23 protein-coding genes are annotated in these 25,077 nt (G+C 37.2%); 18 read left to right on the top strand and 5 right to left on the bottom strand.

What is annotated here, in order from left to right:
* Positions 1–18: 18 nt before the first annotated feature.
* Entirely contained in the window at positions 19–504 is a 486-nt protein-coding gene (locus AC0KSB_RS04685) for a response regulator (RefSeq protein WP_472307057.1), read from the bottom strand.
* 408 nt (positions 505–912) lie between these two features.
* Between AC0KSB_RS04685 and AC0KSB_RS04680 the strand changes: the two genes are divergently transcribed.
* From AC0KSB_RS04680 to AC0KSB_RS04665, 4 genes are all read left to right on the top strand, one after another.
* Positions 913–2,601 (top strand): putative bifunctional diguanylate cyclase/phosphodiesterase, encoded by a 1,689-nt coding sequence (locus tag AC0KSB_RS04680; RefSeq protein ID WP_472307056.1) that lies wholly within the window; start codon positions 913–915, stop codon positions 2,599–2,601.
* A gap of 136 nt (positions 2,602–2,737) precedes the next feature.
* A complete protein-coding gene (locus AC0KSB_RS04675) occupies positions 2,738–3,469 on the top strand; it encodes a class D sortase (RefSeq protein ID WP_472307055.1) in 732 nt (243 codons plus the stop codon).
* A 1-nt stretch (position 3,470) separates the two neighbouring features.
* The gene (locus AC0KSB_RS04670) at positions 3,471–4,496 is read left to right on the top strand and encodes a hypothetical protein (RefSeq protein WP_472307054.1); all 1,026 of its coding nucleotides are present in this window, start codon (positions 3,471–3,473) and stop codon (positions 4,494–4,496) included.
* 250 nt (positions 4,497–4,746) lie between these two features.
* The gene (locus AC0KSB_RS04665; RefSeq protein WP_472307053.1) at positions 4,747–5,253 is read left to right on the top strand and encodes a hypothetical protein; all 507 of its coding nucleotides are present in this window, start codon (positions 4,747–4,749) and stop codon (positions 5,251–5,253) included.
* A 96-nt stretch (positions 5,254–5,349) separates the two neighbouring features.
* Here the strand turns inward: AC0KSB_RS04665 and AC0KSB_RS04660 are convergent, their stop codons facing one another.
* Complete coding sequence (locus tag AC0KSB_RS04660) at positions 5,350–6,564, bottom strand: KamA family radical SAM protein (protein ID WP_472307052.1); 1,215 nt, start codon at positions 6,562–6,564, stop codon at positions 5,350–5,352.
* Between the two features lie 287 nt (positions 6,565–6,851).
* Here AC0KSB_RS04660 and AC0KSB_RS04655 point away from each other — a divergent pair, with 287 nt between their 5' ends.
* The 5 genes from AC0KSB_RS04655 (at position 6,852) to AC0KSB_RS04635 (ending at position 10,879) form a co-directional block, all read left to right on the top strand.
* On the top strand, positions 6,852–7,865 hold the full coding sequence (locus tag AC0KSB_RS04655) for a hypothetical protein (protein ID WP_472307051.1): 1,014 nt from the start codon (positions 6,852–6,854) through the stop codon (positions 7,863–7,865).
* A 98-nt stretch (positions 7,866–7,963) separates the two neighbouring features.
* A complete protein-coding gene (gene ruvC, locus AC0KSB_RS04650; protein ID WP_472307050.1) occupies positions 7,964–8,467 on the top strand; it encodes a crossover junction endodeoxyribonuclease RuvC in 504 nt (167 codons plus the stop codon).
* Positions 8,467–9,084, top strand: coding sequence for a Holliday junction branch migration protein RuvA (gene ruvA / locus AC0KSB_RS04645; RefSeq protein ID WP_472307049.1), 618 nt, complete (start codon positions 8,467–8,469; stop codon positions 9,082–9,084). Before ruvC ends, ruvA begins: the two co-directional genes overlap by 1 nt.
* Positions 9,085–9,150: 66 nt before the next feature.
* Positions 9,151–10,299 carry a Holliday junction branch migration DNA helicase RuvB gene (ruvB, locus tag AC0KSB_RS04640; RefSeq protein ID WP_472307048.1) on the top strand — a complete coding sequence of 383 codons (1,149 nt, stop codon included), beginning with the start codon at positions 9,151–9,153 and terminating at the stop codon, positions 10,297–10,299.
* Between the two features lie 10 nt (positions 10,300–10,309).
* The gene (locus tag AC0KSB_RS04635) at positions 10,310–10,879 is read left to right on the top strand and encodes an epoxyqueuosine reductase QueH (protein ID WP_472307047.1); all 570 of its coding nucleotides are present in this window, start codon (positions 10,310–10,312) and stop codon (positions 10,877–10,879) included.
* Here the strand turns inward: AC0KSB_RS04635 and AC0KSB_RS04630 are convergent, their stop codons facing one another.
* A complete protein-coding gene (locus tag AC0KSB_RS04630) occupies positions 10,880–12,850 on the bottom strand; it encodes an Rqc2 family fibronectin-binding protein (RefSeq protein ID WP_472307046.1) in 1,971 nt (656 codons plus the stop codon). It lies immediately after the preceding gene.
* Between the two features lie 257 nt (positions 12,851–13,107).
* Between AC0KSB_RS04630 and AC0KSB_RS04625 the strand changes: the two genes are divergently transcribed.
* The gene (locus AC0KSB_RS04625) at positions 13,108–13,455 is read left to right on the top strand and encodes a hypothetical protein (protein WP_472307045.1); all 348 of its coding nucleotides are present in this window, start codon (positions 13,108–13,110) and stop codon (positions 13,453–13,455) included.
* 125 nt (positions 13,456–13,580) lie between these two features.
* Here the strand turns inward: AC0KSB_RS04625 and AC0KSB_RS04620 are convergent, their stop codons facing one another.
* Together AC0KSB_RS04620 and prs are read right to left on the bottom strand one after the other, a co-directional pair.
* Positions 13,581–14,738: a ribose-phosphate pyrophosphokinase gene (locus AC0KSB_RS04620; protein WP_472307059.1), complete on the bottom strand. Its 1,158-nt coding sequence runs from the start codon at positions 14,736–14,738 to the stop codon at positions 13,581–13,583.
* 179 nt (positions 14,739–14,917) lie between these two features.
* Positions 14,918–16,135, bottom strand: a complete 1,218-nt coding sequence (gene prs / locus AC0KSB_RS04615) for a ribose-phosphate diphosphokinase (RefSeq protein WP_472307044.1) — start codon at positions 16,133–16,135, stop codon at positions 14,918–14,920.
* Between the two features lie 111 nt (positions 16,136–16,246).
* Between prs and yihA the strand changes: the two genes are divergently transcribed.
* From yihA to AC0KSB_RS04575, 8 genes are all read left to right on the top strand, one after another.
* On the top strand, positions 16,247–16,858 hold the full coding sequence (gene yihA / locus AC0KSB_RS04610) for a ribosome biogenesis GTP-binding protein YihA/YsxC (protein WP_472307043.1): 612 nt from the start codon (positions 16,247–16,249) through the stop codon (positions 16,856–16,858).
* 144 nt (positions 16,859–17,002) lie between these two features.
* Positions 17,003–19,678, top strand: coding sequence for a ComEC/Rec2 family competence protein (locus AC0KSB_RS04605; RefSeq protein WP_472307042.1), 2,676 nt, complete (start codon positions 17,003–17,005; stop codon positions 19,676–19,678).
* A gap of 5 nt (positions 19,679–19,683) precedes the next feature.
* A complete protein-coding gene (holA, locus tag AC0KSB_RS04600; RefSeq protein ID WP_472307041.1) occupies positions 19,684–20,868 on the top strand; it encodes a DNA polymerase III subunit delta in 1,185 nt (394 codons plus the stop codon).
* Positions 20,869–20,962: 94 nt separating this feature from the next.
* Positions 20,963–22,168, top strand: coding sequence for an NADP-dependent isocitrate dehydrogenase (locus tag AC0KSB_RS04595; RefSeq protein ID WP_472307040.1), 1,206 nt, complete (start codon positions 20,963–20,965; stop codon positions 22,166–22,168).
* 136 nt (positions 22,169–22,304) lie between these two features.
* Positions 22,305–22,823 (top strand): SEC-C metal-binding domain-containing protein, encoded by a 519-nt coding sequence (locus tag AC0KSB_RS04590; protein ID WP_472307039.1) that lies wholly within the window; start codon positions 22,305–22,307, stop codon positions 22,821–22,823.
* Entirely contained in the window at positions 22,823–24,217 is a 1,395-nt protein-coding gene (gene asnS / locus AC0KSB_RS04585; protein ID WP_472307058.1) for an asparagine--tRNA ligase, read from the top strand. Before AC0KSB_RS04590 ends, asnS begins: the two co-directional genes overlap by 1 nt.
* Before the next feature lie 2 nt (positions 24,218–24,219).
* Positions 24,220–24,789, top strand: a complete 570-nt coding sequence (locus tag AC0KSB_RS04580) for a Maf family protein (RefSeq protein ID WP_472307038.1) — start codon at positions 24,220–24,222, stop codon at positions 24,787–24,789.
* 75 nt (positions 24,790–24,864) lie between these two features.
* The coding region (locus AC0KSB_RS04575) for a transposase (RefSeq protein ID WP_472306700.1) at positions 24,865–25,077 on the top strand (213 nt) is incomplete at its 3' end.

The following is a 25,077-nucleotide window of genomic DNA, read 5'->3' as shown; positions in this document are numbered from 1 at the left end:
GTATTTCATAATGGATCGCTACTTTGATGAGAGAGAAACAGCAAGAAAAGAAGCGTTAGCAGAACGAGCAGCATACCTGCATGTTGTCACCTGATTCATGCAGATACCGGAAGACAATTTACACCAACTTTTTGGACTTGACTTTCCCTGGCTAACCATCTTTACAGTTTGCACAAGTAAATCACTTTTTATGTCTTTAAGTAAAAATCCATAAATATTGTCATAAATTGCACCGGTGACAGTTTGTTTCTCTTCAAATGCTGTAAGTAGAATAATTTTTGTTCTTGGCGAAATTGATTGTAGCCTTTGAGCTGTGTTTATACCGTCTATTTCCGGCATACGAATATCGAGTAAAGCTAAATCTATTGGATTCCTTTCACAATACTCAATAACTTCTCTTCCGTTACTTAAAGCTGCACAAATTGTTATATCATTTTCCTGTGAAAGAAGCTTTTTTAGCATCTCTCTGAACAGAGTCTGATCATCTGCAATCAGAAGCTTCATACTTTTCCCTCCAAAAAATTTTGTTATTAATTTATTCTCTTTAACTAAAAATTATTTTTTGTAAATTGTTTCTGTTCCAAATCAACCAATTAATTCTAACAATATATTCTAACAGGATTCTAACAAATAATATTTTAACCTGAAATATTAAATTCCGATAATCTTAAACAAACATTTGCTCTGGCTTGAATCAGAACTACCTAGCTCTTATAATAATACTGCTAATCGTAAATTGATTACATATACGATAACACGATATGGCTAGTCCATGCTATAATTTATCTTATTAAACAATATATTTTCAGAATATCATCAGATTATGACAAATTTATTTACGAGTTAATGACATGTTCGTGACAAAAGTTGACCTGCTTTGCTGGTATTTATTTTTATTAGTCAGGAGACAGTATGCTTAACAGTCTTAATGATAGATTAAATCAATTGGATAAAAATAAAAAAACAAAGGAGATAAATGATTCAGCCGGGTATTTCCAGTTAACCTGGCGTATGACTTTAAGATACCTTATTTTATATCTTATTTTTGGTTCTTTATGGATAGTTTTCTCAGATATGATTATGTATAGCCTTATCAGCAGCAGGCAGCTTCTCAATAATTTGAGCATTGCTAAGGGCTGGTTTTTTATGATTGTCAGTTCTTTTATGTTTTTTCTTATGCTCAGGCGCCGGCAAAAATTATGGTCTGAGGCTCTGAATCAGTTGGAATTAAGGCAAAAGACTTTGTTTGATCAGCAAAAGGTTCTTGAAGAGAGTAATAAAAAAATTATTGAAGCAGATTTGTTAATAGAAAAGCAATTGTATTTTGATCATCTGACACATTTGCCCAATAAAGTGTATCTGGAAAAAGAGTTTGCAAAGCATTTGAATAGTTCTAGTTTTGGATTGATATATATAGATCTTGATGATTTTCGTTATGTAAACGATAGGTATGGCTATGAAGCAGGTAATCATATTTTGAAATTAGTGGCAGAAGTTCTAAGAAGAAATCTTAGAGAAAGTGATTTGGCTGTTCGACTGGGAGCGGATGAATTTGCTATATTGGTTGATCCAATGGAAGATGTGGAAGCAATGAATGCTTGTATATCAAGATTGCAGCAGGAATTAAAAAAACCATGGCATCTTGAGGATAGAACCATATATATTTCTATTAGTGCCGGTGCTGCCATTTATCCTCAACATGGGAAAACTTTTGACCAGATTTTCCAAAGTGCTGAGCTTGCTATGATGAGCTGCAAAGATAGTGGCAAAGATGCTTATTGCCTTTTTGTTTCCGATATTCGTGAAAAGGCGGTTAAACATGCTGATACGCTTACACAATTAAAGATAGCTATAGAAAATCAAGAGTTTATTGTTCATTATCAGCCGCAAATATTTTTGAAAGATGGCTCTGTAAGAGGCGTTGAGGCTCTTGTGCGCTGGCAGCATCCTGAGCGTGGTTTGATAATGCCAGGAGAGTTTATAGGTCTGGCTGAAGAAACCGGCTTGATAATGCCTATAGGCTCCTTTGTAATGGAAGAAGTTGAGAGACAGAAAAAGATTTGGCTTGATAAGGGCATATGTCCTGGCATATTGTCAGTTAACTTATCAAGTCGCCGTTTTCGTCAAGGAGACCTGATAGAATCAATGAAACATATTTTGGATAATCAGGATATACAGTGTGGGCGACTAGAGATTGAAATAACAGAAACAGCAATGCTGGAAAGACCTGAGTCGGCAATAGAAATCATTAATAAAATGCGTCAGCACGGCGTTTCTTTTGCTCTTGATGATTTTGGCAGTGGTTATGCCTCCTTGAATTATTTACGCAAACTACCGATTGATGTCTTGAAAATAGATTTTGACTTTATAAATAATATGTTAAAGAGTGATCATGATGCAATAATTGTTAAGACAATGATTGATTTAGCACATGGCTTAGGTATGCAGGTAATAGCTGAGGGTATTGAGGAGGCTGAGCAGCTTCAGTTTCTTAAACAGTTAGGATGTGATATAGGACAAGGCTATTATTTTTCACGACCCATATCGGCAGAAAAAGTAGAACCTCTGCTCAAGAATGGATATATAAAAAAACAATTTTGATTAGTGTTTGAGGTTTTTGAAAATGATTGCATAATAATTTGTTTTTGTTATATTATTTAGTGTGATAATTTTCGTGTTGGAAATTAGTATTAATTAATTGAAAAGTCCTTTTAGTTTCAGGTTATTCGGAGGAATTATGAATTCAATAATGAATGTTCATGAGAGTCGCCGCTCAAAAAAACATAAGCGGCAAAAGTATTTAAAAAGAAAGATTAAGAATTTGGCAATTTCTGTTATTCCTTTTATCCTATTTCTGACCGGAATTACACTCATTTCAACAGGTGTTGTCAGGTATATTGAACAGGAGTCTATAGTTTCAGTTTTTTTGATCAGCCGTGATAAAATGCAGGCGATACCTTTACATGGTCTTGATCTTACTAACGATACAACTCAGCTGGTCGAAACAGAGCGTAAAACAGCTATAACTGAACAAGAAGGTAGAATTATTGTTCCTTTTTTCTACATAGGTGATCAGGCTGGCGTAATCAGAATTCCTTCGGCCGATATTGATGTAAATGTTTATCAGGGTAGCACAGAGGATCAGTTCAGGCTTGGTGCCGGTCACCATGAATTGTCTTTTTGGCCGGGACAAGGCGGTAATGTTGTATTGGCAACTCACAGGACGACTTTTTTCCGTAATTTCGAATATGTAAATATTGGTGATGAAGTTGAATTTGAAACAGTATACGGTATGTTTAATTATAAAGTAGAAGATATTGTAATTGTAAATGCAGATGATCATTATATTATAGGTGATACCGACCATGAGCAGCTTACTATGTATACCTGTTATCCATTTACTTATATCGGCAATGCACCACAAAGATATGTTTTGATTTGTGAACTAATAGGGATGGAGCTATATTAAAATGAATAATTACAAAAATAATAATAGCAATATTTTTGAAGAATCTTCCTTTGATTCTGGCGAAGAATACAATGATACACCGAAGCCTCTAAATCAGAATAAGAGTGGCAGGATTTTGAGAATGATAATGACGATTATTTTGTGTGCTGCTCTTGTTTTTTCTGTTCTGGGAGCCATTGGTACTTCTTTTTTACAAAGAACAATTTTTTCTCAGGACTTTTATAATGGTATAGTTGCTACTCCTGATTATTTAACAATGGTAAAGAATTCAATCAAGAGCGAATTTCGTGGACAGGCCTCATATGTAGGTGTTCCGGATGAGATATTCCATGAAATGCTTGATGACGCGGCGCTGCATCTCATGCTGAGAAATCACATATCTTCTGTAACCAGTTTTCTTAACTATGGTACTCCCATAGAAAATTCAGGTTATCCTTTGGATATGGCAAAGCAGCCGTTATATAATTATCTTGAAGAAGTGGCAGTTCTCCAAGGCTTTTCTGCTACGCAAGAGCAGTATGATCAGCTGGATGATGTAGCTGAGGATTCGGCAAAAATAATAGCAAAGCATGTTAATTTAATCAATATTGATTTGGTAAAAGATCAAAGTATCTTTCTGACAATCTGGAATTTTGCTTTGAGAGCAAGAGCTCTGATAATGCCAGCAATTATTGCATCATTAGTGGCTATCGCATTAATTATTGCAATAAATTTTAGAAACTGGAGAATCTGGTCACAGAGCATACTGGTTTCTTTCTGGCTTGCCGGTTCATTGCTTATGATTCCAACTGTGGTATTAAATGCTTATCAGATGACACGCAGGCTGGCAATAGAAACACCTTATCTAAAGTATGCTGTCGATACTTTACTGACAAGTATCAATCATTATTTTATGGTATGGGGTATAGCTCTCTTTATTTTTTCAACTATTGGCATGATAACTATCAAACTTACAGAAAAACCTGTCAAAAAAAGAAAAAGAAGAAGCTCAGGTTCAGAGAAAGTTTTATCAGAAAATGGGTTTTGAGCTGATTTGGTCGAGGTTGAACTTAATAATAAATTAGACGATAGTACTTTTTTCTAGATTGATAAGGCAAAAATGTTCTAAATTAGCCCTTTTTCTTGGTTTTAACATTAAAATTATTAAAATAACCTAAAATCAGGGTTGTCAGACATTTAATAATAAGTTATCATATTTACAAAGTGATTCATGAGATATAGTTTTCGCAGGAGTTTGTGAATCAAATTGATGGAATAAGACAGGTGGAGGTTTTAAAATGAAAAGAGTTATGTCAATAGTTCTTGTTGTTCTAGTGATGATGATGGCATTGTCAGCTATCGTTTCAGCGGCGACCGGAGCAGATGTTATCGCAAAATTGAAGGCTGCCGGTGTGCCAGCTCAGTATATTTCAATAGCAGAGTCCTATCTTGCAGAAAATGAAATTACTTCAGAACAGGCTGATGCTATTATTGCTAATATTGACAAGGCAATTGCAATCGCTGATGGCAAATCAATCAGTGAATTGACCGGTGCACAGAGAAGTGCTATTGCAGCTGAAATAACAGCGGCGGCAAATGAGATTGGTCTTTCAACTGTTTATAACAGTGAAACAGGTCTTTCTATTGTAGATTCAACAGGTAGATCGCTGGTTACTGTTTCTGCAAGTTCTTCAGAACTCAGACAGACTGGTTTTAATTATTCAGTAGTTGTTGCCGGTATTGCTTTAGTCGTTCTGGCAGCAGGTTCTGCAGTAGTTATCAGAAAAAAATCTAGTCAGCATTAATTTCTAAACACTCTTATATTTTGTGAAATTTGAAAACTGCTTTGATGTTTGATACATCAAAGCAGTTTTTTTGTGAGAGGTGGTGACCTTTTGCAATTACTGATTTTTCTTATTTTCTATTTCGAAAATTTCGCCTTCCCAGCTACGGAAGACTGCTTTGTCTTTGCCAATATAAAGAAGATAATTAGGCAGCATAGGTGTTTTGCCTTTGCCACCGGTACCATTTACAATATAGGTAGGTATTGCCATACCTGAGGTATAGCCTCTCAAGGATTCCATTACATCAAGGCCTTCTTCAATATTACACCAGAAATGTGATGTTCCTCGTACTGACTTGGGATGGAAGATATAATAAGGTTTTACTCTGATTGTTAATAAAGACTGATTAAGTTTTCTTACAACAAATGGTTTATTGTTAACACCATTTAGTAAAACCATCTGATTTCCAATTGGTATACCTGCTTCTGCCAATAAATCGCAGGCTTTTTTTGATTCTTCTGATATTTCAGCCGGACTGTTAAAATGAGTGTTTACGTATAAGGGATGATATTTATGCAATATTTTTACCAGCTCCGGAGTTATTCTCTGAGGAAGAGTAACCGGGGTTCTGGTACCAATTCGGATTATTTCAACATGTTTGATGGCACGTACTTTTGCCAGTAGACTATCCAATGCCTGATCATTAAGCATAAGAGCATCTCCGCCCGTAATAAGGACATCACGAATTTCCGGATTGTTTTGAATATATTCTACGGCATTATCCAGTGCCTGTGTATTCACATGTACATCCTGCTCACCGATCAAGCGGCGGCGTTGGCAAAATCTGCAATACATGCCGCACTGATTAGTTACTTTTATTATCAGACGATCAGGATATCTTCTTGTGACTCCTGGTACCGGACTTGAACCAGCTTCATCCATAGGATCAAGATCTCCTGCGGGATCAAGTTCCTCGATAATTGGAACTGCCTGTCTTCTTATCGGACAATCTGGATCATTCTGATCTATCAATGACAGATAATAAGGTGAAATAGCATATCTGTATTGTTTACCAACTTCTTCTACTGCTTTTGCCTGTTCATCATTCATGGGAAGAAGCTGTTGAAGGGTTTTGGCATCGGTTATACGATTTTTTAACTGCCACCTATAATCATTCCAGTTTTCTTCTGTACCATTAAAAAAGGTCAGAATTCTAGCTTTGTTTTCCGCTACCTCTTTATGACGTTCAATACTGGTTTTGATCTGATCCTTTTCTGAAAGATAGTCTTCAATATCGTGGTGCAAACGTCTTTCTTTTTCGGGTAATAGCATTAATATTGACCTCCTTGTCGCATGTGTTTTTGCGACAACTTAATTGTAATTACAAGTTGCCACTAGTATATTAACACAATGATTTGAATTATTAAAATAAATTTTTAATGAACATTGACATGTTTTAAAATAATCGTAACATATAGAATGTTTTTAAATGAACCATGGTGTCGAAAACAGATATTAAAGACTTTTTAGCTATCAGATTGTATAATATACTCAAAGATTAACTATTATTTTATCAGCTTTTTGAGTTGAATTATTAATGATTTTACGGGGGTGATATAATGCCTGATCAAGTAATTAATCTGGCAGGTCGTTTGCTGGATTTGTCACCTGACCCCATACCTAGATATAGAATTATGAAAGATCTTATAATGTATGAGACTGATAGTAGTGATATCATGAAGGCAAAAGAAAAAGCTATGTCTTCCAAGCAGATACAGACATTAATAAGGCAACAATCAGCAGTGGGATCCTGGGGGAACAGGTTTTTTACCAGAAATAAGAATGTAAAAAATCCTGCAAAAACAACTGAAACTGCTCTTATCAGACTTAATGCACTTGCGGTTGATGCTGAAAATAGTGCGATGCAAAGAGTAATTATTTATATGGAAAAGCTTATTGACGGCAGATTGAGATGGCCTGATAAAATTGATAAGTCATTACAGAATGAATTAGCAATGAAACTGGTTATTGTGTCCAGACTCAGTGAACTTGCACCTTATCATCCTTATGTTTTGGATTATGCTGAAAAATTAAAAACTGTTCTGAATGCTGCTTTTGAGCCTGGATTTTTAGATGAGTCTCAATTGGCTGAGGCTACCAAGGATGTAATGGGGTATAGAATTACTTCAGAGTGTCAGATTTGTTTTTCCCTTTATCCGTTAATACTGTTGAGAAATAAGCTGGATTATGAATTGCAGTTAAGATGGATAGATCATATATTCAAAAAGCGTCGAGGAATATATCTTGTAAATAATCGTTCTTTGATGCATTTGCCACTCAATTTTCCTTCTGAGGAGAGCATGCGCTTTATAAATGCCATGGATCTTTTGTCCTGGTATCCTGCGGCTGTCAGTTATTTGGATAGTGCCAGAATCTGGTTATGGGATCAGATTAATAATGATGGTTTTTGGGATTTCGGCAAATTTGGCAGAGATGGTCTTGAGCTTCCGATTTCGGAAAACTGGCGTACTGATCAGAATCGTCAAATAGACAGTAGTGTAAGGGTGCTTAGCATTTTACAAAGATTACAAAGAACATGCAGTGTTAGAGACACTTTATGCCATTTTCTTTAATTAAGAGCTTTGTCTTACAAATAGAATAGGTGTATAATAGTTTCAGAATAAATGTTCTGTTTGTTTTAATATTGCTTGAGAGATTTAAGGAGTTTTTTGTGATTATTCTGGGAATAGATCCTGGTTATGCTATAACTGGTTATGGATTGGTTAAATATGAACGCAATAATTTTAAAGTAATTGATTACGGGGTGATTTCTACACCTTCTTCTATGAAATTTCCACATAGATTATTGCAGATAGGTAATGGACTTGATGATTTGATTCAAAAACATAAACCGGATGTGGTAGCTATTGAGGAGTTGTTTTTTAGTAGGAATACTACAACGGCTATAGGTACGGCACAGGCAAGAGGGGTAGCTGTTTTAAGTGGTGCCCGTGCAGGAAAAGAAGTCTATGAATATACTCCTATGCAGGTTAAGGTTGCGGTTGTTGGCTATGGCAGAGCACAAAAGAGTCAGATTCAACAAATGGTACGTGTTTTGTTAAATCTTGATAAACCACCAAAACCGGATGATGCCGCAGATGCTTTGGCTGTGGCTATATGCCATGCTCACTCGGGAAACAGAAGTTCTGCACTTGCTATTGGAGGATATCAATAATGTATGCATATATAACCGGTAAAATAACGCATAAAGAAGTAGATAATTTGATTATTGAGAATAATGGCATCGGCTATCTTGTACTTGCATCATCCGGACTTATGGAAAAATTCCCTTCTGTTGGTGAGTCTGCCAAAATTCACACTTATCATTATGTGCGTGAAGATAATATAGCGCTTTATGGTTTTCCTACACGTGAAGATCTGGGAATGTTCAAGTTATTATTGACTGTTAGTGGAGTTGGTCCCAAAGTTGCCACTACAATGGTAGGAAGCATGGATCCGGGTCATTTTGCCATGGCTGTAGTTACAGGCGATACCAAAGCATTGACTAATGTAAAAGGAATTGGTAAAAAAGGGGCGGAAAGAATGATTCTAGAGCTTAAGGATAAGCTCAAAAATTCAGATCTTTCGGGAGCAGGTATAACTTCTGGAGATAGTTCTGCTGCAGTATCAGGAGTAATAGGTTCTGACCAGCGACAATCTGAAGCTATAAGTGCATTGATGGTTCTGGGATATAGTGGTTCTGAAGCTGCTGTTGCTGTGAAAAAAGTAGATAAACCTGAGTTTTCTCTGGAAGAGCTTATTAAGCTGGCTTTGCGGCAACTTGTTAGATAGACTAATTAACTGTTGAAGTATAAAATTTGTTAATAAACTTAGTAAGAGTGTCGGGGGAAATAAAGATTGTTTGATTATTTCGATGATGAGGAACAAAATGAAAGGCTTCTAGGCCGTGAGAAGCAGCCTGAAGATCGTGATGAAGCAGGATTAAGACCTACACATTGGGCTGAGTATTTTGGTCAGGACAAGGTTAAAAGTAATTTGCAGGTTTTTATAGAGGCTGCAAGACAACGTGGAGAGGCTCTTGATCATGTTCTGCTATACGGTCCGCCAGGACTTGGCAAAACAACTCTAGCAGGTATTATAGCAAATGAATTAGGCGTTAATCTTAGAATCACAACTGGACCGGCAATAGAAAAACCTGGTGATCTGGCGGCGATTCTTACTAATCTTACGGAGAGAGATGTACTGTTTATTGATGAAATCCATCGTCTTAACAGATCTGTAGAAGAGATATTATATCCTGCTATGGAAGATTATGCGCTTGATATAATGATCGGGAAGGGGCCAAGTGCTCGTTCTATCAGACTTGATCTACCAAATTTTACTTTGATTGGTGCTACCACAAGAGCTGGTTTACTTACTGCTCCTTTGCGAGACCGTTTTGGTATGATTAACAGGCTGGCTCTTTATTCTCCTGATGAAATAAGCCAGATATTGCAAAGAGATGCTGCTATTCTTGATATAGGTATTGATGCACAAGGTTTAGATATTATTTCTACACGCTGCCGTGGAACTCCCAGAATAGCTATACGTTTGTTGCGCAGAATGCGTGATTTTGCACAGGTTAGGGGAACTGGTGTAATTGACAGGCAAATTGCTGAAATTGGACTTGAAGCTCTTGATATTGATGAAAAAGGACTGGATGCAACAGATCGTAGACTGATGCAGAATATGATAGAAATGTTTGGTGGTGGGCCTGTTGGTTTGGAAACATTGGCAGCCTGCACAGGAGAAGATGCTGTAACTATTGAGGATGTTTATGAACCTTTCTTAATGCAAATAGGGTTTTTGGCAAAAACACCGCGCGGCAGAGTTTTGACAAGACCAGGCTGGGAACATTTAGGTATTGCCTGCCCGGATCAGTATGAAAATAAATTGCGGGGACTTGGTCGTGCTCTTGGTGGCCGGGTCAATGAATCCGATTTGAATTCTGATATTGATTCAGAAGAGAGTGAAATTCCCGGCAGTCAATTAAAATTTGATTTGTAGGTGATAGTCGATGAAAAAAATATTGTTGCATGCTTGCTGCGGTCCTTGTGCAGAGTATCCGCTTGCGGAAATGTTAAAAGAGAATAATAAAATAACTGTTTATTATAATAATCCCAATATACATCCGCCTTTTGAATGGCAAAGAAGATTGGATCAGTTGATCGTATTATGTCGGAATTTAGATCTTCACTTGATTTCTGAAGGCAGAAGCCAGCCAGAAAAATGGCTGGCTTGGGAAGCAAATAGTAAAAAAGACCGCTGCCGTATGTGCTATGAGGTTAGACTTGAAGCAGTAGCGGAAAAAGCCGCCCAAATGGGATTTCAGTATTTTACTACAACTTTATTGGTTAGCCCATATCAGAATTATGATCTGCTTATTGAAACTGGAAATAAAATGGCTGCCCGATATGGAGTTGAGTTTTTGCCTTATGATTTCAGACCAGGATTCAGAAAAGGTCAGAATATGGCAAAGGAAGATGGTCTTTACCGGCAAAAGTATTGTGGCTGTATTATTTCTCTGGAAAATTCTGATTTCCGAGAAAAAATACTGCGTGATCAGGCACAAGCACAACAAAAATAATCAGGTTTCATTATTTTTATATAATTCTTCAGGATTGAGTGGTTCAATCATTATTGTCTGATAATGATCGTATATAACCATTCCTGGTCTGGCTCCGTTTGGTTTGCGAACATTGCTTACAGGACAATAGTCTACTGGTATTTTGGCTCCGCCAACGATGCCTGCTTTTGAATACCAAGCTGCTATTCCGGCGGCCTCCTGTAATGTACTGTCAGGCACTTTAAGATGATTGGTGCGAATAATCACATGTGTTCCAGGCATTTTTTGTACATGCAGCCAGATATCATCCTTTTGAGCCGATTTCAAAGTTAGCTGGTCATTTTGCAAATTGTTTCTGCCGACGAGGATTTCCATTTTATCCTTGCTTATAAATTTTCTGGGTGGAAGAGCTTCTGTTTTATTTGAGCCCTTGCCTGTTTTTTTACCTGAATTTTTACCTTTTTTATTTCCTTTTGCCAGATTATTGGCATGATTTTTTCCTGTAACTGCTGATTTACCGGCTTTTGCCGGTTTGCCCGGATTGAGGCGGTTTATATTAGCTTGACGTAAATATTCATTATCGTCTGCATTTGCCTGTTTTATCATCATTCGACTTTCTTTTGATTCCGAAATAAGTCCATACAAAGCCATTTCCTGTTTTATTGCTGATAAATCATCTATATCATGTGCATTTTCAAGTGCTCCGGCAAGACTTTCCAGCCAGATTAAATCCTGTTCATCTTGCCTGGCAAGCTTACTTCCTGTCTCATACTTGGTTTTTGCCTTATTGTATTTTCGGAAATAATTTTGCGCATTCCAGGCGGCAGTTCGGTTTGTTTGCAAATCTATATCAATGATTTTCTGCTCCGGATCATAGTAATTGAGCAGAGAAACCTTGTCTCTTCCTTGAGCAAGAGATATTTCAACATCATTTATATGGCTTAATATCAAATCACCAAATTGCTTATAAAGATCTCTTTTGCTGCCTTCTTTTTGATCATCCAAATGTATTTGGTATTTTTTTCTCGTATGATCAAGATGACCTGAGATAAGTTTTTGCAGGTGCTGTCTTTTTTGTTTTAAAGTGTTTTGAATTTCCCTGTTATAATAAAAGCTGTCCATTGCTTCTGAAACAGAAGTAGCAGAACGTCTGTAGGCAAGTGATTTTAACTCCAGTGCGTGAAAATCTACAGGTAAAGATCCTGATTGACTTATATAGTACAGACTGGGATTGAACAAATTTTGAGTGATTTTATTTAAAACGATAAGCATAGCTTGATCTATTTTCTGCAGATCTGATTTATCCAGATTTATTACTCTTGAGCGAGCATCAATTCCTGCTAGCTCTGCTATTTCCTGACATAACTGAGGTGAAAAACCCTGACAACTTTCCAGTATGGCTTTTTCCAAAGCTTTAGGCATGGACTGAGGCAAAAACCAAATTTGACCAGAATTAATTTTAGATATTATTGTAGCTGGAGTTTGCTTATTTTGGGAAGGTGGCATCTGATAAGGTCTTGCAGGCATGATTTCCCTTAAACGGCTCATTTCACTATCGACATGTAAAATAGAATCATGGATGCGGTCATCGTGATTTACCAGAATAATATTGCTATGACGGCCCATGATTTCCACAATGACACGCTTTTCTAAAGTGTCTCCGAGCTCATTTATTGTTTGGAAACGAAAAATAAAGATTCTCTCATAATCGGGAGTTTCAACGGATAATAGTTTTGCTCCCAGCAGATGCTTACGCATTAACATACAGAACATTGGAGGTTCAGAAGGATTTTTGCGATTGTTATTTGTTAAGTGTAATCTTGGGTTAGCAGGATTAGCAGATAAAATAAGCTTATGTTGTTCTCCAGGCAAACGCAGGTAAAAAACAAGATCAAATCTTTCTGGTTGATAAATCCGATCTACTCTGGCATCTTTTAAATTTTTATTTAATTCTATAGATAAAGCTTTTGCTGTGATTCCGTCTAAAGGCATATAATGATTATTCTCCTAAAATATAGTATTGGTATTTAATTATAACATCGATATCTACTTTAACCGCAAATGATTCTCTAATTATTGCATTATTGGTAAATAGACTATAATTGATTGAGAAAGACTTTGTAAATTGTGAAAATGGTTTTGCAACATGACTTTCTTTACGATATTATGATGTTCAGTTATCGCATTTCTTTTGGATATTAAATAATTTTATTTACAGATTAATAGTTTAAATATGAAAGAGGAAATAAATGGCAGGTAGAAAGACTAATAGGGCAGGATCAGTATCTGCAAAAAGCAGACAAAATAGATCAACAACTAAAAAAACAGGTCAAGGCAAGGGTAGAAGCAATAAACGCTCATATTACGATAAAGATACAGAGGGTAATGGCATAGGATCATTATTAGTGAGTCTTTTTGTCGATACCTATTTTGGCCGCGTATTTATTGGTTTCATAATTTTCGCACTTGTTATACTAATTAACTTGCTGCTTTCCCAAAACCGTTTTGATATATTCTTTTTGATTCTAGGCATAGAAATAATAGTTGCATCTATTGTTGGTTGGCTAATTTTTCTATTAAAAGATGACCGGGAATAGCTTGAGCGGCGGGGAGAGAGTAGTTTTAAAGGTATACTTGGGGCAGCAGATACAGTATATCGAATATAAAAAAATCCCTGCTTCTGACTGCTTTGCAGTCAGAAGCAGGGATTTACCTTATATATTTATCTGAATTTATCGGTGGTTATTTTTTCCAGCAGGTTACGGATTTTTACAGTTGGATCCATTAGTGTTGAAAGAGAAGCATCATGATTTATTGCATCAATAAGCAGTGCAACAAATTTTGAGGCGTCAACATCTACAAACCAAGGAGCCTTGAGAAGTTCTGGTCTACGGTATATAAGATTACAGGAGAAAACTTTTGTGATTAATCCTTCTTCATATGCTTTATTAAAATGGTCAAGCCCTTCTGTGAATAAACCAAATGTTGTAGCACAGAAGATTCGGTTGGCTTTTCTGCCTTTTAGTTCACGTGCAATATCTAAAATAGAATCTCCTGATGATATCATGTCGTCTACTACTATAATATCCATTCCTTCTACTTTGTCGCCAAGGAATTCATGTGCCATTATTGGATTACGACCGTCAATGATTCTGGTATAGTCACGGCGCTTGTAGAAAGTTCCAAGTGGTACACCTAACATTGAGGCATAGTACATAGCTCTGGATATGCCTCCTTCGTCAGGGCTGACTACCATTAATTTACCATCTTGAATATTAAGATCGGGGGTTGTTTTTACCAGTGCTTTGATTATCTGATAAGCGGAAGGAATGCTTTCAAATCCGCTTGTTGGTACAGCGTTAGCTACTCTTTCGTCATGAGCGTCAAAGGTGATAACATTATTAATGCCCAATCCATACAATTCTTCCAGCATGTGTGCGCAATCAAGTGATTCTCTGGCATTGCGTTTATGCTGGCGGCTTTCATATAGAAAAGGCATGATTATATTTATTCTTCTAGCTTTGCCACTAATTGCAAGAATAACACGTTTGAGATCCTGATAATGATCATCTGGGCTCATATGATTTATAAGACCGTGCATCTTATAAGTACACGAATAGTTCATTACATCTGAGATAATAAAAATATCATGGCCACGAACAGTGTTATTAATGACAGCCTTGCCTTCGCCTGACGAAAATCGAACATTTGATACTTGGATACGATAATCCTGACGCATAAATCCTGGATATATTTCACCGACTTCCGGCCTTAATTCTTGATATTCGGTTCTTCTTTTTATCAGAAAATCATTTACTTTCTGAGAGAAATCAGCACTGCCTAATAATGGTATTATTCCGACAGGTCCTACTGGCGACATCAGGTTATTTCCGTACTGGTTATAAATGTTATAGTTTTTGTCATCACATGACATGGTCTGAAACATGTATTGCCTCCCGCTATCAGTTCACTTTAAGATTATATTCCCCAAAAAACTTATAATCTAAACTTAAATTTCTTTTCCGAAGTTAATAGTATGACTTGCCCAACTGTCTTCTGTCAATTGTTTGTTCTCTTTTTGTAAAAATCCAGCAATTTGTTGATTTTTTCGGTAGGAGATATCAGTTTTGATAGTGAAGCATCATGATTAACGGCGTCTATCAAAAGAGAAATATATCTGGACAGATTGACATCTACAAACCAAGGAGCCGATAGAAGCTCAGGTGTACGGTAAATCAGGTTTGTTGCCAGAACTCTTGTTACAACTCCCTTTTCATATGCCTCATTCATTTGTTCTAATCCGTTTGCAAACTGGGCATAAGAAGCTATACAAAAGATTCTTTTTGCTCCGCGCTTTTTCAAATCATATGCAGACTGCAGCATGGTTTTGCCGGTAACAATTATATCGTCAATTATCAGCACATCTTTACCAGTTACGTCTTCTCCTAGGAATCTACGGTCTACTGTTTTGTAGCTGCCTTCAAATCGTTGTTGGTAATCAACCTTGCGGTAGAAAGTACCTAAAGGAACTTCAAGCATAGAGGCATAGTAAATTGCACGATTTATACCATTTTCATCAGGACTGATTACCATGCAGTTCTCTGCGTCAAAAGTGAGATCACTAACTGATCTTATTAAAGACTCTATTATTTGATATGAAGTTGGTAGATTTTCAAAACCGCCGGTGGGTATTGCATTGGCAACCCTGCTGTCATGAGCGTCAAATGTAAAAATATTACTTATATTATAAGCATATAGCTGTTTAAGCATAGCGGCGCAGTCCAGTGATTCTCTATTTTCTCTTTTGTCCTGCTGTCCTTCATACAAATAAGGCATAATCAGGTTTATTCGCCTGGCATGACCGCTGACTGCCAGAATAATTCTGATTAAATCCTGATAATGATCGTCGGGTCCCATGCTGACATCCATGCCAAAGCGGGTATACCTGCTGGAATGATTTAATACATCTGTGATAATAAATATATCATGGCCTCGAACCGATTGCTCGATTATGGCTTTTCCTTCTCCAGATGCAAAACGTGGTGTAGAAACAGGAATTCTGTAGTCTACTCTCATAAAACCAGGTGTTTGAGATAATTCAGGGTGCTTGGCCAGATATATGGCACGTCTGTTTCTTAAATAATAATTAACCGAGTTTGCAAGATCCGGATCAATATTGTGCGTTATTAGAGCAATTGGCCCGACCGGGGGCATTGGATTGTCACCATACTGGTTATATAGATAGTAGTTCTTATCATCCTTGTATTTTGGTGACATTTAATACCCTCCTGAATTGTAAGTCTTTGGAAAAACGTGTTATCATTAACTTGTTTTGTTAACTAAGGCTATTATAGTATACTTTTTATGTTAAGTGAACCGGGAGGTTATATGGCGATAAATTTTCGTAAAACTGTCTTTAAAGGTGTGGCTGCAAATCTAAATCAATGTCCAAATGACCAAATTTCTGAAGTTGTGATGTCAGGACGTTCTAATGTGGGAAAGTCTTCTTTGATCAATGCTCTTGCTGGTCAGAATAAATTAGCCAGGATAAGTAATACTCCTGGTAAAACCAGATTAGTGATCTATTTTCTGGTTGATGAGAGGTTTTATCTGACAGATCTGCCGGGATATGGTTATGCTAGAGTATCAAAACAGATTCAGGCTGATTTTTCTGCTCTGGTTGATCAATATCTATCGTCTGGACGTAATATATCGATGGTTTTGCATTTGATGGATATTCGTCATAAACCAAGCAAACATGATATACAGATGTTAGAGTGGCTTTCTGCAAATAATCTGCCTTGGCGAATAGTTTTGACCAAGTGTGATAAGTTGAGTAGGCAGCAGATAACCAAACAGGTAGCAATTATTAAGAAAATTCCTGGAATGCAAGGTGCGCACGAGCCGTTGGTTTTTTCGGCACAGACAAAATACGGCTTGCAAAATGTCAGAGAGGCGATTGCAGAGATATACGGTGATGTTCCTGTAGATAATGATTGATTTGATATATTTGTCGTTTTTTTGATGAAAATGACCGGAAATGTCGATTTATTAACTGTAACAGTTTTGATTTTTTTTGGCAGAATAAGAGAAAAGATTTTAATACAAAAAATATTTCTCTGATCAGAAGGGATTTGAAATCTAATGCCAAAATCGCAAAACTGTTCATGCTCTTCGGAATCTAATCAATCACAAGTTGAGATTGTTACTGCGCTTGTTGCTTTAGAACATATTATTTATAGACCAGGATTGATGGCTGCTTTATTACTATGTTCAGTTTGTTTACTTTCCTCATTGGAGCTGCCTTTTTTTGCAATATTACTGTTAAATTTTATTTGTTTTTTCGTTTTTACGATCGGGATACTGTTTTGTGTATTCCAACGGTATCAGAAGCGAAATATCGCCCCTGGTAATTCAACAAAAAATTACAGCATTAGTTTTGTGTTTAATTCGGATTTCCCCAGATATCTTTTGCTTTTTTATTTGGTTATAAGTGTTATTTGTGGCATTGTTGGTTTCAGAGTTTACACCTATGCTGATAAGTCACGTGCTCAGGCTGAAAATTTTGCCGGCGAAAAGGTTTTAATTGAGGGAAAGGTTGTTTCAAGACCTGCGATCTCTGATTTATCCAAGCAGTGGTTAAGTGCTGATATACGCCTGAATAATGGTTGTTTAGTTAGAATATATGGTTCGTCTGAAAAGCTTAGATACGGTAATCATATTTCTGCACTGGCAACAATGAGATTACCTGATTTTGCCAAAAATCCGGGAGGTTTTTCACAGGTTGATTATCTGAAAAGTAAAGGAATATGGCTGGTAGGCAATGCTTTTAACGATTCTGATATAAAAGTGATTTCAGAGGCTGGTTTTTGGCAACCTGCTATTTTAGCTTTTAATTTGCGCAATAAAATCTATCAGTCAAGTTCTGCTTTTCTATTAGAGCATGATAATAATTTGCTGGTGGCACTTTTACTTGGTGAAGATAGTGTTCTGGATCCGGCTGTGAAAATTCGCTTTCGCAGAGCTGGTCTATCTCATCTTACATCGGTTTCCGGTGCACATGTTGCTTTTTTATGCGTGCCTCTGATAGCTGTTTTGAAATTATTTAAAGCAGGAAGAAAATCTTCTGCTTTGGCAAAAATAACTGTTTTGTTTTTTTATGGTTTTTTGACAGGTTGGAGAACCGGTGTTACAAGAGCTGTGATTATGGTTGTGATTGTTTTGCTAATGCAGCTAAACAATAAGCTTGCTGATTCCGTTAATAATCTTGGTTTTGCTGCTTTTTTTATGCTGCTTTTAGATCATAATGCTGTTTATCAAGCCGGATTCTGGCTAAGTGTCCTGGCAACTGCAGCTCTTACAATAATTAGTCCGCCTTTGGCAGACTGGCTAACTGATCGAATTGCTGATCAATATATCTGTTTTTCTATATCATGTGCAAAAACTAAAGCTGCCGAATATGTGGAAAAGCATAAAATGGAACAGAAAAGATGGTCTTTTATCAGCAGGATACAACCTTTTTGCTCGATATTATGTGTTGTAGTTACAATGCAGTTTTGCATGATGCCAATATCTGGTAGACTGTCAGGTGATATTTTTCTTTTATCATGGCTTGTAAATATACCGGCAATGCTTCTGACATCAGTGATATGCACTTTGGCTATTTTTTTGTTGCCCTTAAACCTAATAATCACTTCAATTTTTGATTTTTTACTTCCTCTAATTTCTGCACAGGAATTCTTGTCAAAATCAATGATTTTAGTGTTGTCTTTTTTTAGCAGATTATCGGGGATGATTATTTCTGTGCCGCTTATGCTTCTTGATTGGCTGGCGGATATAGGCAGCAGATCTGGTATACGGCTTCCATATCAGAGACTTAATTTCCTTTTAATAGGTGGATTTTTTTTATTAGGTTTATGCTTTTGGTTTTCAAAGGTAAAACCTAGAAAATTCAGAATAGGTTTCAATTTGAATATATATAAAAGTATCCTTGTTTTCGGTGCCGGAGTTGTGATATTGATTTTGCAGATAATAATGCAGCCGCCCTGGCAGTTTTATTTTTTGGACGTAGGTCAGGGGGATAGCTTGCTCATGCTTCATAAATCAGGCAAAAGTATCCTTGTAGACGGCGGGAGCGCTGGTAATGGCTATTATACTATTTTGCCGGCAATGGCTTTTTTTGGTATAAATAAAATTGATCTGGCGATTATGACGCATGCACATGAAGATCACTTTGGTGGTTTGATTGAACTGGCAGATTTGGGATTGATCAGGCAGATGGCGGTTCCTTGGATATTTGAAGAACAGACGGACTATGATGAAATGAACCTTTTTGATATAGTGGAGCAAAAATCGATACCTGTGCAGTTCTGGGAAAAACATGATACAATCACTTTGTTTGGTGATGCACATTTGAGAGTTATTGCTCCTGATCGTGATTTGACTTGGCAAGAGGTTGTTTCGGACGGTAATTCTGCTTCTCTTATACTTGAATTTGACTGGCAGGGGTACTTGATTTTATTGCTTGCCGATCTAACTTCTGATATGGAAGCAAAATTAATGTCTCAATGGCGGCAGACTGATCTGATCAAGGTTGCTCATCATGGTTCAAAGTTTACGACCGGCCAGCTTTTTATTGATAAGGTAGTACCGGAACAAGCTGTTATCAGTGTTGGTAAAAACAATTACGGACATCCTTGTCCTGATTTGATTGAGAGATTGGAAATAATTGGTTGCGGAATCTGGAGAACAGATGAAGATGGCTGCATAACTGTCAGATTGAGCAAGCAAAAAATTATAATAGATAAAAATAACGGGTGAATATAATGGCTAAAGCAAAAAGCGGGAAGTCTGAGATTTATAATTATGCTGCTTTAAAGGCACAGCTGCGGGATAATATAATTCATAATCTATATGTTCTATATGGTGAAGAAACTTTTCTTATAGATAAACTGGTTGGTAGTCTGCAAGAAATAGTTGTTATGCCTTCAACAATTGATTTTGACAGAGTGAAGATTGATGCGGATGGCAGTTCTTCTAAATTGGATTTAAATAATCTCAAAGCTGAGATACAGACGCCTTCTTTTATGTCTGAACGTAAATTGATTATTGTTAAAAACAGTGGTCTTTTTACGATAAGTGCGGCAAGAGGAAGCGCTGGAGGTGCGGCCAAGGCTGGTTCGGCAAATGCATCAAAAGACTCTGCTGACAGTGTAAATAAAGATAGTAATGACTCAGGTAGTGGAGGTTCTTCAGGTACGCATAAAGACAGGCAGCAAGTTTTGCAGAATCTACTTGACTTGCTTAATGATAGAGTTTGCCTTGTTTTTATAGAGCAAAAGGTTGATAAAAGATTAAAGAGTCTTCTTGCTGCGGTACAGGATAAGGGTGTTATTGCTGAGATGGCATTGGAAAATCCCAAAATACTTAAGCAGTGGATTGAAGCAGAATGCAGGCAGCGTGGTATAAAAATTTCATCAGAAGCTGCTGAAAGTATGGTTGACCGCTGTGATCATAGCATGAGAGTGATCTGGTCGGAAATGGAAAAAATGTTTTTATACCTTGAATATAAAGGTCAAACAGAAGTTGATCTGGAAACTGTTAAATTGATTAGTTTGCCTGATTTACGAGGCAATATTTTTGATCTTACTGATGCTATATCTAATGGTCAGACGGAAAATGCATTAATTCTTCTGGATACTCTGATCAGGCAAAAGCAGCCTGTACAGTTGATTCAATTTATGTTTGCAAGACACTTCCGTCAGCTTATATGTGCTGCCGAAACAGGTAAGGCTAATGAGCTTATAAGCCAATTAAAGGTTATGCCTTTTGTCGCAAATCGCTTGATTAAACAAGCAAAACAGTTTTCTCTTCCTGTTATGGAAAGAATATATGAATTGTGTTTTGAAAGTGATCTGATGGTAAAAACAGGTAAGATGACAGACCGTCTGGTTCTTGAAACTTTGATGGTTAGAGCAGGAGAAGCTGCAAAAATGTCCAGACATCATTGACTAGATGGACATCACTTCTCTATAATAATTGCGGTTGCTTTTTAATTTGTGAGAATAGCCGGTGATTCCGGTTAATAAAACGGAGGTATGACACGTGAGTAAAATAGCCATGAAAACCCCTTTGGTAGAGATGGACGGAGATGAGATGACCAGAATCATCTGGAAGCAGATAAAAGATATAGTTCTGCTACCTTTTGTTGATTTGAAAACAGAGTATTTTGATTTGGGTCTTGAACATCGTGATCAGACAGATGATCAGATTACCATTGATTCTGCCATAAGGACACAGGAGCTGGGTGTTGCTGTAAAATGTGCAACGATTACACCAAATGCTCAGCGTGTTGATGAATATAAGCTTAAGCAAATGTGGAAAAGTCCAAATGGTACGATCCGTGCTATTCTTGATGGAACAGTTTTCCGTGCGCCAATAATGGTTGACTGTATTACTCCTTTTGTTTCAAGCTGGAAAAAACCTATTACTATTGCTCGTCATGCTTATGGTGATATTTATAAAGATTCAGAGATGGTAGTCGATGGTGCCTGTAAAGCTGAAATCTTGCTGACAATGCCTGATGGAAGTACTAAAAAACAATTGATCCATGATTTTGATGGTGCTGGTATTCTTTTGGGAATGCATAATACAGACAAATCTATAGAGAGTTTTGCTAGATCATGCTTTAATTACTCATTGGATATTAAACAGGATCTGTGGTTCGCTACCAAGGATACGATTTCAAAACAATACGATCATCGTTTTAAGGATATTTTTGCTGAGATTTTCGAGGCTGAATTTGAAGATAAGTTCAAAGAAGCAGGAATAGAATATTTTTATACTTTGATCGATGATGCTGTTGCACGTATTATGAGATGCGAAGGTAATATACTTTGGGCATGTAAAAATTATGATGGTGATGTTATGTCAGATATGATTGCTTCTGCTAATGGAAGTCTAGCAATGATGACATCAGTTCTGGTTTCACCAGACGGCAAATACGAATATGAGGCTGCTCATGGAACAGTTACAAGACATTATTATCGTCATCTAGAAGGACATAAAACTTCTACGAATCCAATGGCTACACTTTTTGCCTGGACAGGTGCTTTGCGTAAACGTGGTGAACTTGATGGGCTGCAGGATCTGATGGACTTTGCTGATAAAGTGGAGAAATCTGCTCTTGAAACAATTGAGGCTGGTATTGTTACAGGAGATCTCAAGAATCTGCTGACTGTTGATAAAGTAAAAGTTGTTGATACAGAAGGATTCCTGAAAGCAATAGTCGAAAATATGCAAAAATCTTAATTTTACTAAGTTTTCATGATCCGGCAATAAGCTGATATATTTATTGCCGGATCTGTTATAAAAAATGTTGTTTTTGAAAGGAGCAGGCATGTCGGAGCAAGGGCGCTTAACAGCTTGACCGTGATGCCGGATTATTATGAGTTATTTTGAAACCTGGCAAAAAAAAATTGAGGATACAAGCAATCCAACTGCTTATAATGAATTTGTGCAGCAATATTATTTGCTTGAAGCTGGTGCATATGACATTATTTTGTCTGAGAACAGAACAAATCTAAAAGGAAAGGCTGCTGAAATGGCTAAAGAGCTAGGGTTTGGCAGTGATATGATTATTTTTACCGGTTTCCTTGACGGGATACAGTCCAGTTTAAAAAATTCTCTGGATCTGGAATCGATAGAAGATGATACTGAAATAGACGTTGAGATAGATTTTGAAAAGCTTTATTGGCAGATGCATGATGCAAAGGCTGATTGGCTTTATAATCTTGAAAGCTGGGAAAATGTTATTTGCGAAGAACGCCGTAATGAGATTGCCAAGGAGTACCGTACTTCAAAAATTGTACGCCATGAAAAAATAGGCCGTAATGATCCTTGTCCTTGTGGCAGCGGCAAAAAATATAAGGCCTGTTGTGCTAAAAATCAGGGGGCAAAAGCATGATTGATACGGTTTCAGTTCGCAAGCTTTTTCGCCAGACGGATAAATATGCTGATCAGGTAGTTTCAGTGTCTGGGTGGGTTCGTACTATACGTGACCAGAAACAATTCGGTTTTATCAGCTTAAATGACGGTACCTTTTTCCAGCCTGTTCAAGTGGTTTTTGAACGTGGCATGATTGATAATTATGATGAAATAGCCCGTTTAGGCAATGGTAGTGCTGTTATCGTTTCGGGGAAGCTTGTTTTAACACCTGGGACAAAGCAGCCTTTTGAGATAAAAGCAGATGAGATTATGATAGAAGGGGGATGTCCTCCGGAATATCCATTGCAGCCTAAAAGACATTCGCCTGAATTTTTGCGTTCGATATCACATTTGCGTCCTCGTACCAATTTACTGGCAGCAGCTTTCAGAGTTCGTTCTGTAGCGGCATATGCTATTCATCGTTTCTTTATGGAGCGTGAATTTGTTTATGTACATACACCGATCATAACAGGAAGTGATGCTGAGGGCGCTGGTCAGATGTTTACTGTTACCACTCTTGATATGAAGAATCCTCCTAGAACTGATAAAGGAGAAATAGATTATAGTAAGGACTTTTTTGGTAAACACACAAATCTTACTGTGAGCGGACAGCTTTCTGGTGAAACTTTTGCCATGGCTTTTAAAAATATTTATACTTTTGGTCCTACTTTCAGAGCCGAAAATTCAAATACAGTCAAACATGCTGCTGAATTCTGGATGATAGAACCAGAAATTGCTTTTGCAGATCTGGAAGATGATATGCGTCTGGCAGAGGATATGATTAAGTTTATTATCAGAACTGTTTTGGAAGAGTGTCCTGAGGAAATGACTTTTTTCAATCAGTTTGTTGATAAAGGCTTGATGGAGAGATTGGAAAATGTTATCAGCAATGATTTTGCTGTTGTTACTTATACAGAAGCCATAGAGCTTTTGTCAAAGGTTAAGGAAAAATTTACTTATCCTGTTGAGTGGGGATGTGACCTGCAGACCGAACATGAAAGATATTTAACTGAGATTATCTATAAGAGACCTGTTTTTGTTATAAATTATCCTAAAGACATAAAGGCATTTTATATGAAGGTTAATGATGACGGTAAAACAGTTGCTGCAATGGATTGTCTTGTGCCTGGCGTTGGTGAAATAATCGGTGGCAGCCAACGTGAAGAAAATATTGATGTGCTAAAAGAGCGTATGCAGGAAATGGATTTAAAAGAAGAAGACTACTGGTGGTATTTGCAACTTAGAGAGTATGGTTCGACTCGTCATGCTGGTTTTGGTTTGGGCTTTGAACGAATGATCATGTATCTCACAGGCGTTTCTAATATCAGAGATGTTATTCCTTTTGCAAGAACAACAGGAAGTGCGGATTTTTAACTGTGAAATCGGGCAGCATAAAATTGGTTCTGGCTTCAGGTTCGCCACGTAGGAAAGAGCTTTTTGCCAGATTCTGGGGAGAAGATGGTTTTGAGGTCAAAGTTCCTGCTTTTGACGAAATAAAAGCAGTTGCAGACTTTAAATCGCAGCAGAAAACTCTTGGGAATAGTATTAATCCTGCAGGGTTGGTTAATTTTTTGACTGCAGGCAAGCTGAATTCTGCTATCGAACAGTTTGACTTGAGGGATCCTTTTGTAGCAGTGGCAGCAGATACTATAGTGACAATTGATAATAAAATTCTTGGTAAACCTGTTGATGCATCTGAAGCAAAAGCAATGTTAAAACGATTGTCAGGGAAAAAGCATCAGGTTATAACAGGCGTTGCTGTAGCAATTAGTTATGCTGATAAGAGAACAATTATACAAGATAAAGTTATTACCGATGTTTTGTTTGATCGGCTCGAAGATAATATAATCGATTGGTATGTTTCAACAGGAGAGCCAATGGATAAAGCAGGAGCATATGGAATTCAGGGATACGGAGATAAAGTCCGTATACTTGGTGTAAATTGAGAAATAAAAAAGAGCCACGAGCTCGCTTTCGGTATAATAGGTTTTGCGAAACTAACAACTGAAAGGAATGAGATCATGGCTCAAGTACATCTTACACTGGAAGACGAAATTCTTAAAGACCTTATGCTTGGAAATCGGGAGAACGGGGTGGCGAAATTACTGGAAAAAGTATTTGATGCGGTGCTGCGAGGACAGGCCAGCGAACAATTGAATGCCGAGCCGTATGAGCGAAGTGATGGACGTGTCAGCTATCGGAATGGCTATCGCGAGCGTACCCTGACAACTAGA

This window comes from Ercella succinigenes, assembly GCF_900002895.1.
This window is presented reverse-complemented; position numbering and strand designations above follow the sequence as displayed.

Excerpts from the sequence above, each read along its gene's own strand:
- AC0KSB_RS04635 (WP_472307047.1), top strand. The coding sequence starts at position 10,310 with ATGAAAAAAATATTGTTGCATGCTTGCTGCGGTCCTTGTGCAGAGTAT.
- yihA (WP_472307043.1), top strand. The coding sequence starts at position 16,247 with ATGGCGATAAATTTTCGTAAAACTGTCTTTAAAGGTGTGGCTGCAAAT.
- AC0KSB_RS04685 (WP_472307057.1), bottom strand. The coding sequence starts at position 504 with ATGAAGCTTCTGATTGCAGATGATCAGACTCTGTTCAGAGAGATGCTA.
- AC0KSB_RS04660 (WP_472307052.1), bottom strand. The coding sequence starts at position 6,564 with ATGCTATTACCCGAAAAAGAAAGACGTTTGCACCACGATATTGAAGAC.
- prs (WP_472307044.1), bottom strand. The coding sequence starts at position 16,135 with ATGTCACCAAAATACAAGGATGATAAGAACTACTATCTATATAACCAG.
- AC0KSB_RS04670 (WP_472307054.1), top strand. The coding sequence starts at position 3,471 with ATGAATAATTACAAAAATAATAATAGCAATATTTTTGAAGAATCTTCC.
- AC0KSB_RS04675 (WP_472307055.1), top strand. The coding sequence starts at position 2,738 with ATGAATTCAATAATGAATGTTCATGAGAGTCGCCGCTCAAAAAAACAT.
- AC0KSB_RS04625 (WP_472307045.1), top strand. The coding sequence starts at position 13,108 with ATGGCAGGTAGAAAGACTAATAGGGCAGGATCAGTATCTGCAAAAAGC.
- ruvA (WP_472307049.1), top strand. The coding sequence starts at position 8,467 with ATGTATGCATATATAACCGGTAAAATAACGCATAAAGAAGTAGATAAT.
- AC0KSB_RS04605 (WP_472307042.1), top strand. The coding sequence starts at position 17,003 with ATGCCAAAATCGCAAAACTGTTCATGCTCTTCGGAATCTAATCAATCA.
- AC0KSB_RS04630 (WP_472307046.1), bottom strand. The coding sequence starts at position 12,850 with ATGCCTTTAGACGGAATCACAGCAAAAGCTTTATCTATAGAATTAAAT.
- AC0KSB_RS04655 (WP_472307051.1), top strand. The coding sequence starts at position 6,852 with ATGCCTGATCAAGTAATTAATCTGGCAGGTCGTTTGCTGGATTTGTCA.
- AC0KSB_RS04680 (WP_472307056.1), top strand. The coding sequence starts at position 913 with ATGCTTAACAGTCTTAATGATAGATTAAATCAATTGGATAAAAATAAA.
- AC0KSB_RS04590 (WP_472307039.1), top strand. The coding sequence starts at position 22,305 with ATGAGTTATTTTGAAACCTGGCAAAAAAAAATTGAGGATACAAGCAAT.
- AC0KSB_RS04620 (WP_472307059.1), bottom strand. The coding sequence starts at position 14,738 with ATGTCGCCAGTAGGACCTGTCGGAATAATACCATTATTAGGCAGTGCT.
- holA (WP_472307041.1), top strand. The coding sequence starts at position 19,684 with ATGGCTAAAGCAAAAAGCGGGAAGTCTGAGATTTATAATTATGCTGCT.
- AC0KSB_RS04665 (WP_472307053.1), top strand. The coding sequence starts at position 4,747 with ATGAAAAGAGTTATGTCAATAGTTCTTGTTGTTCTAGTGATGATGATG.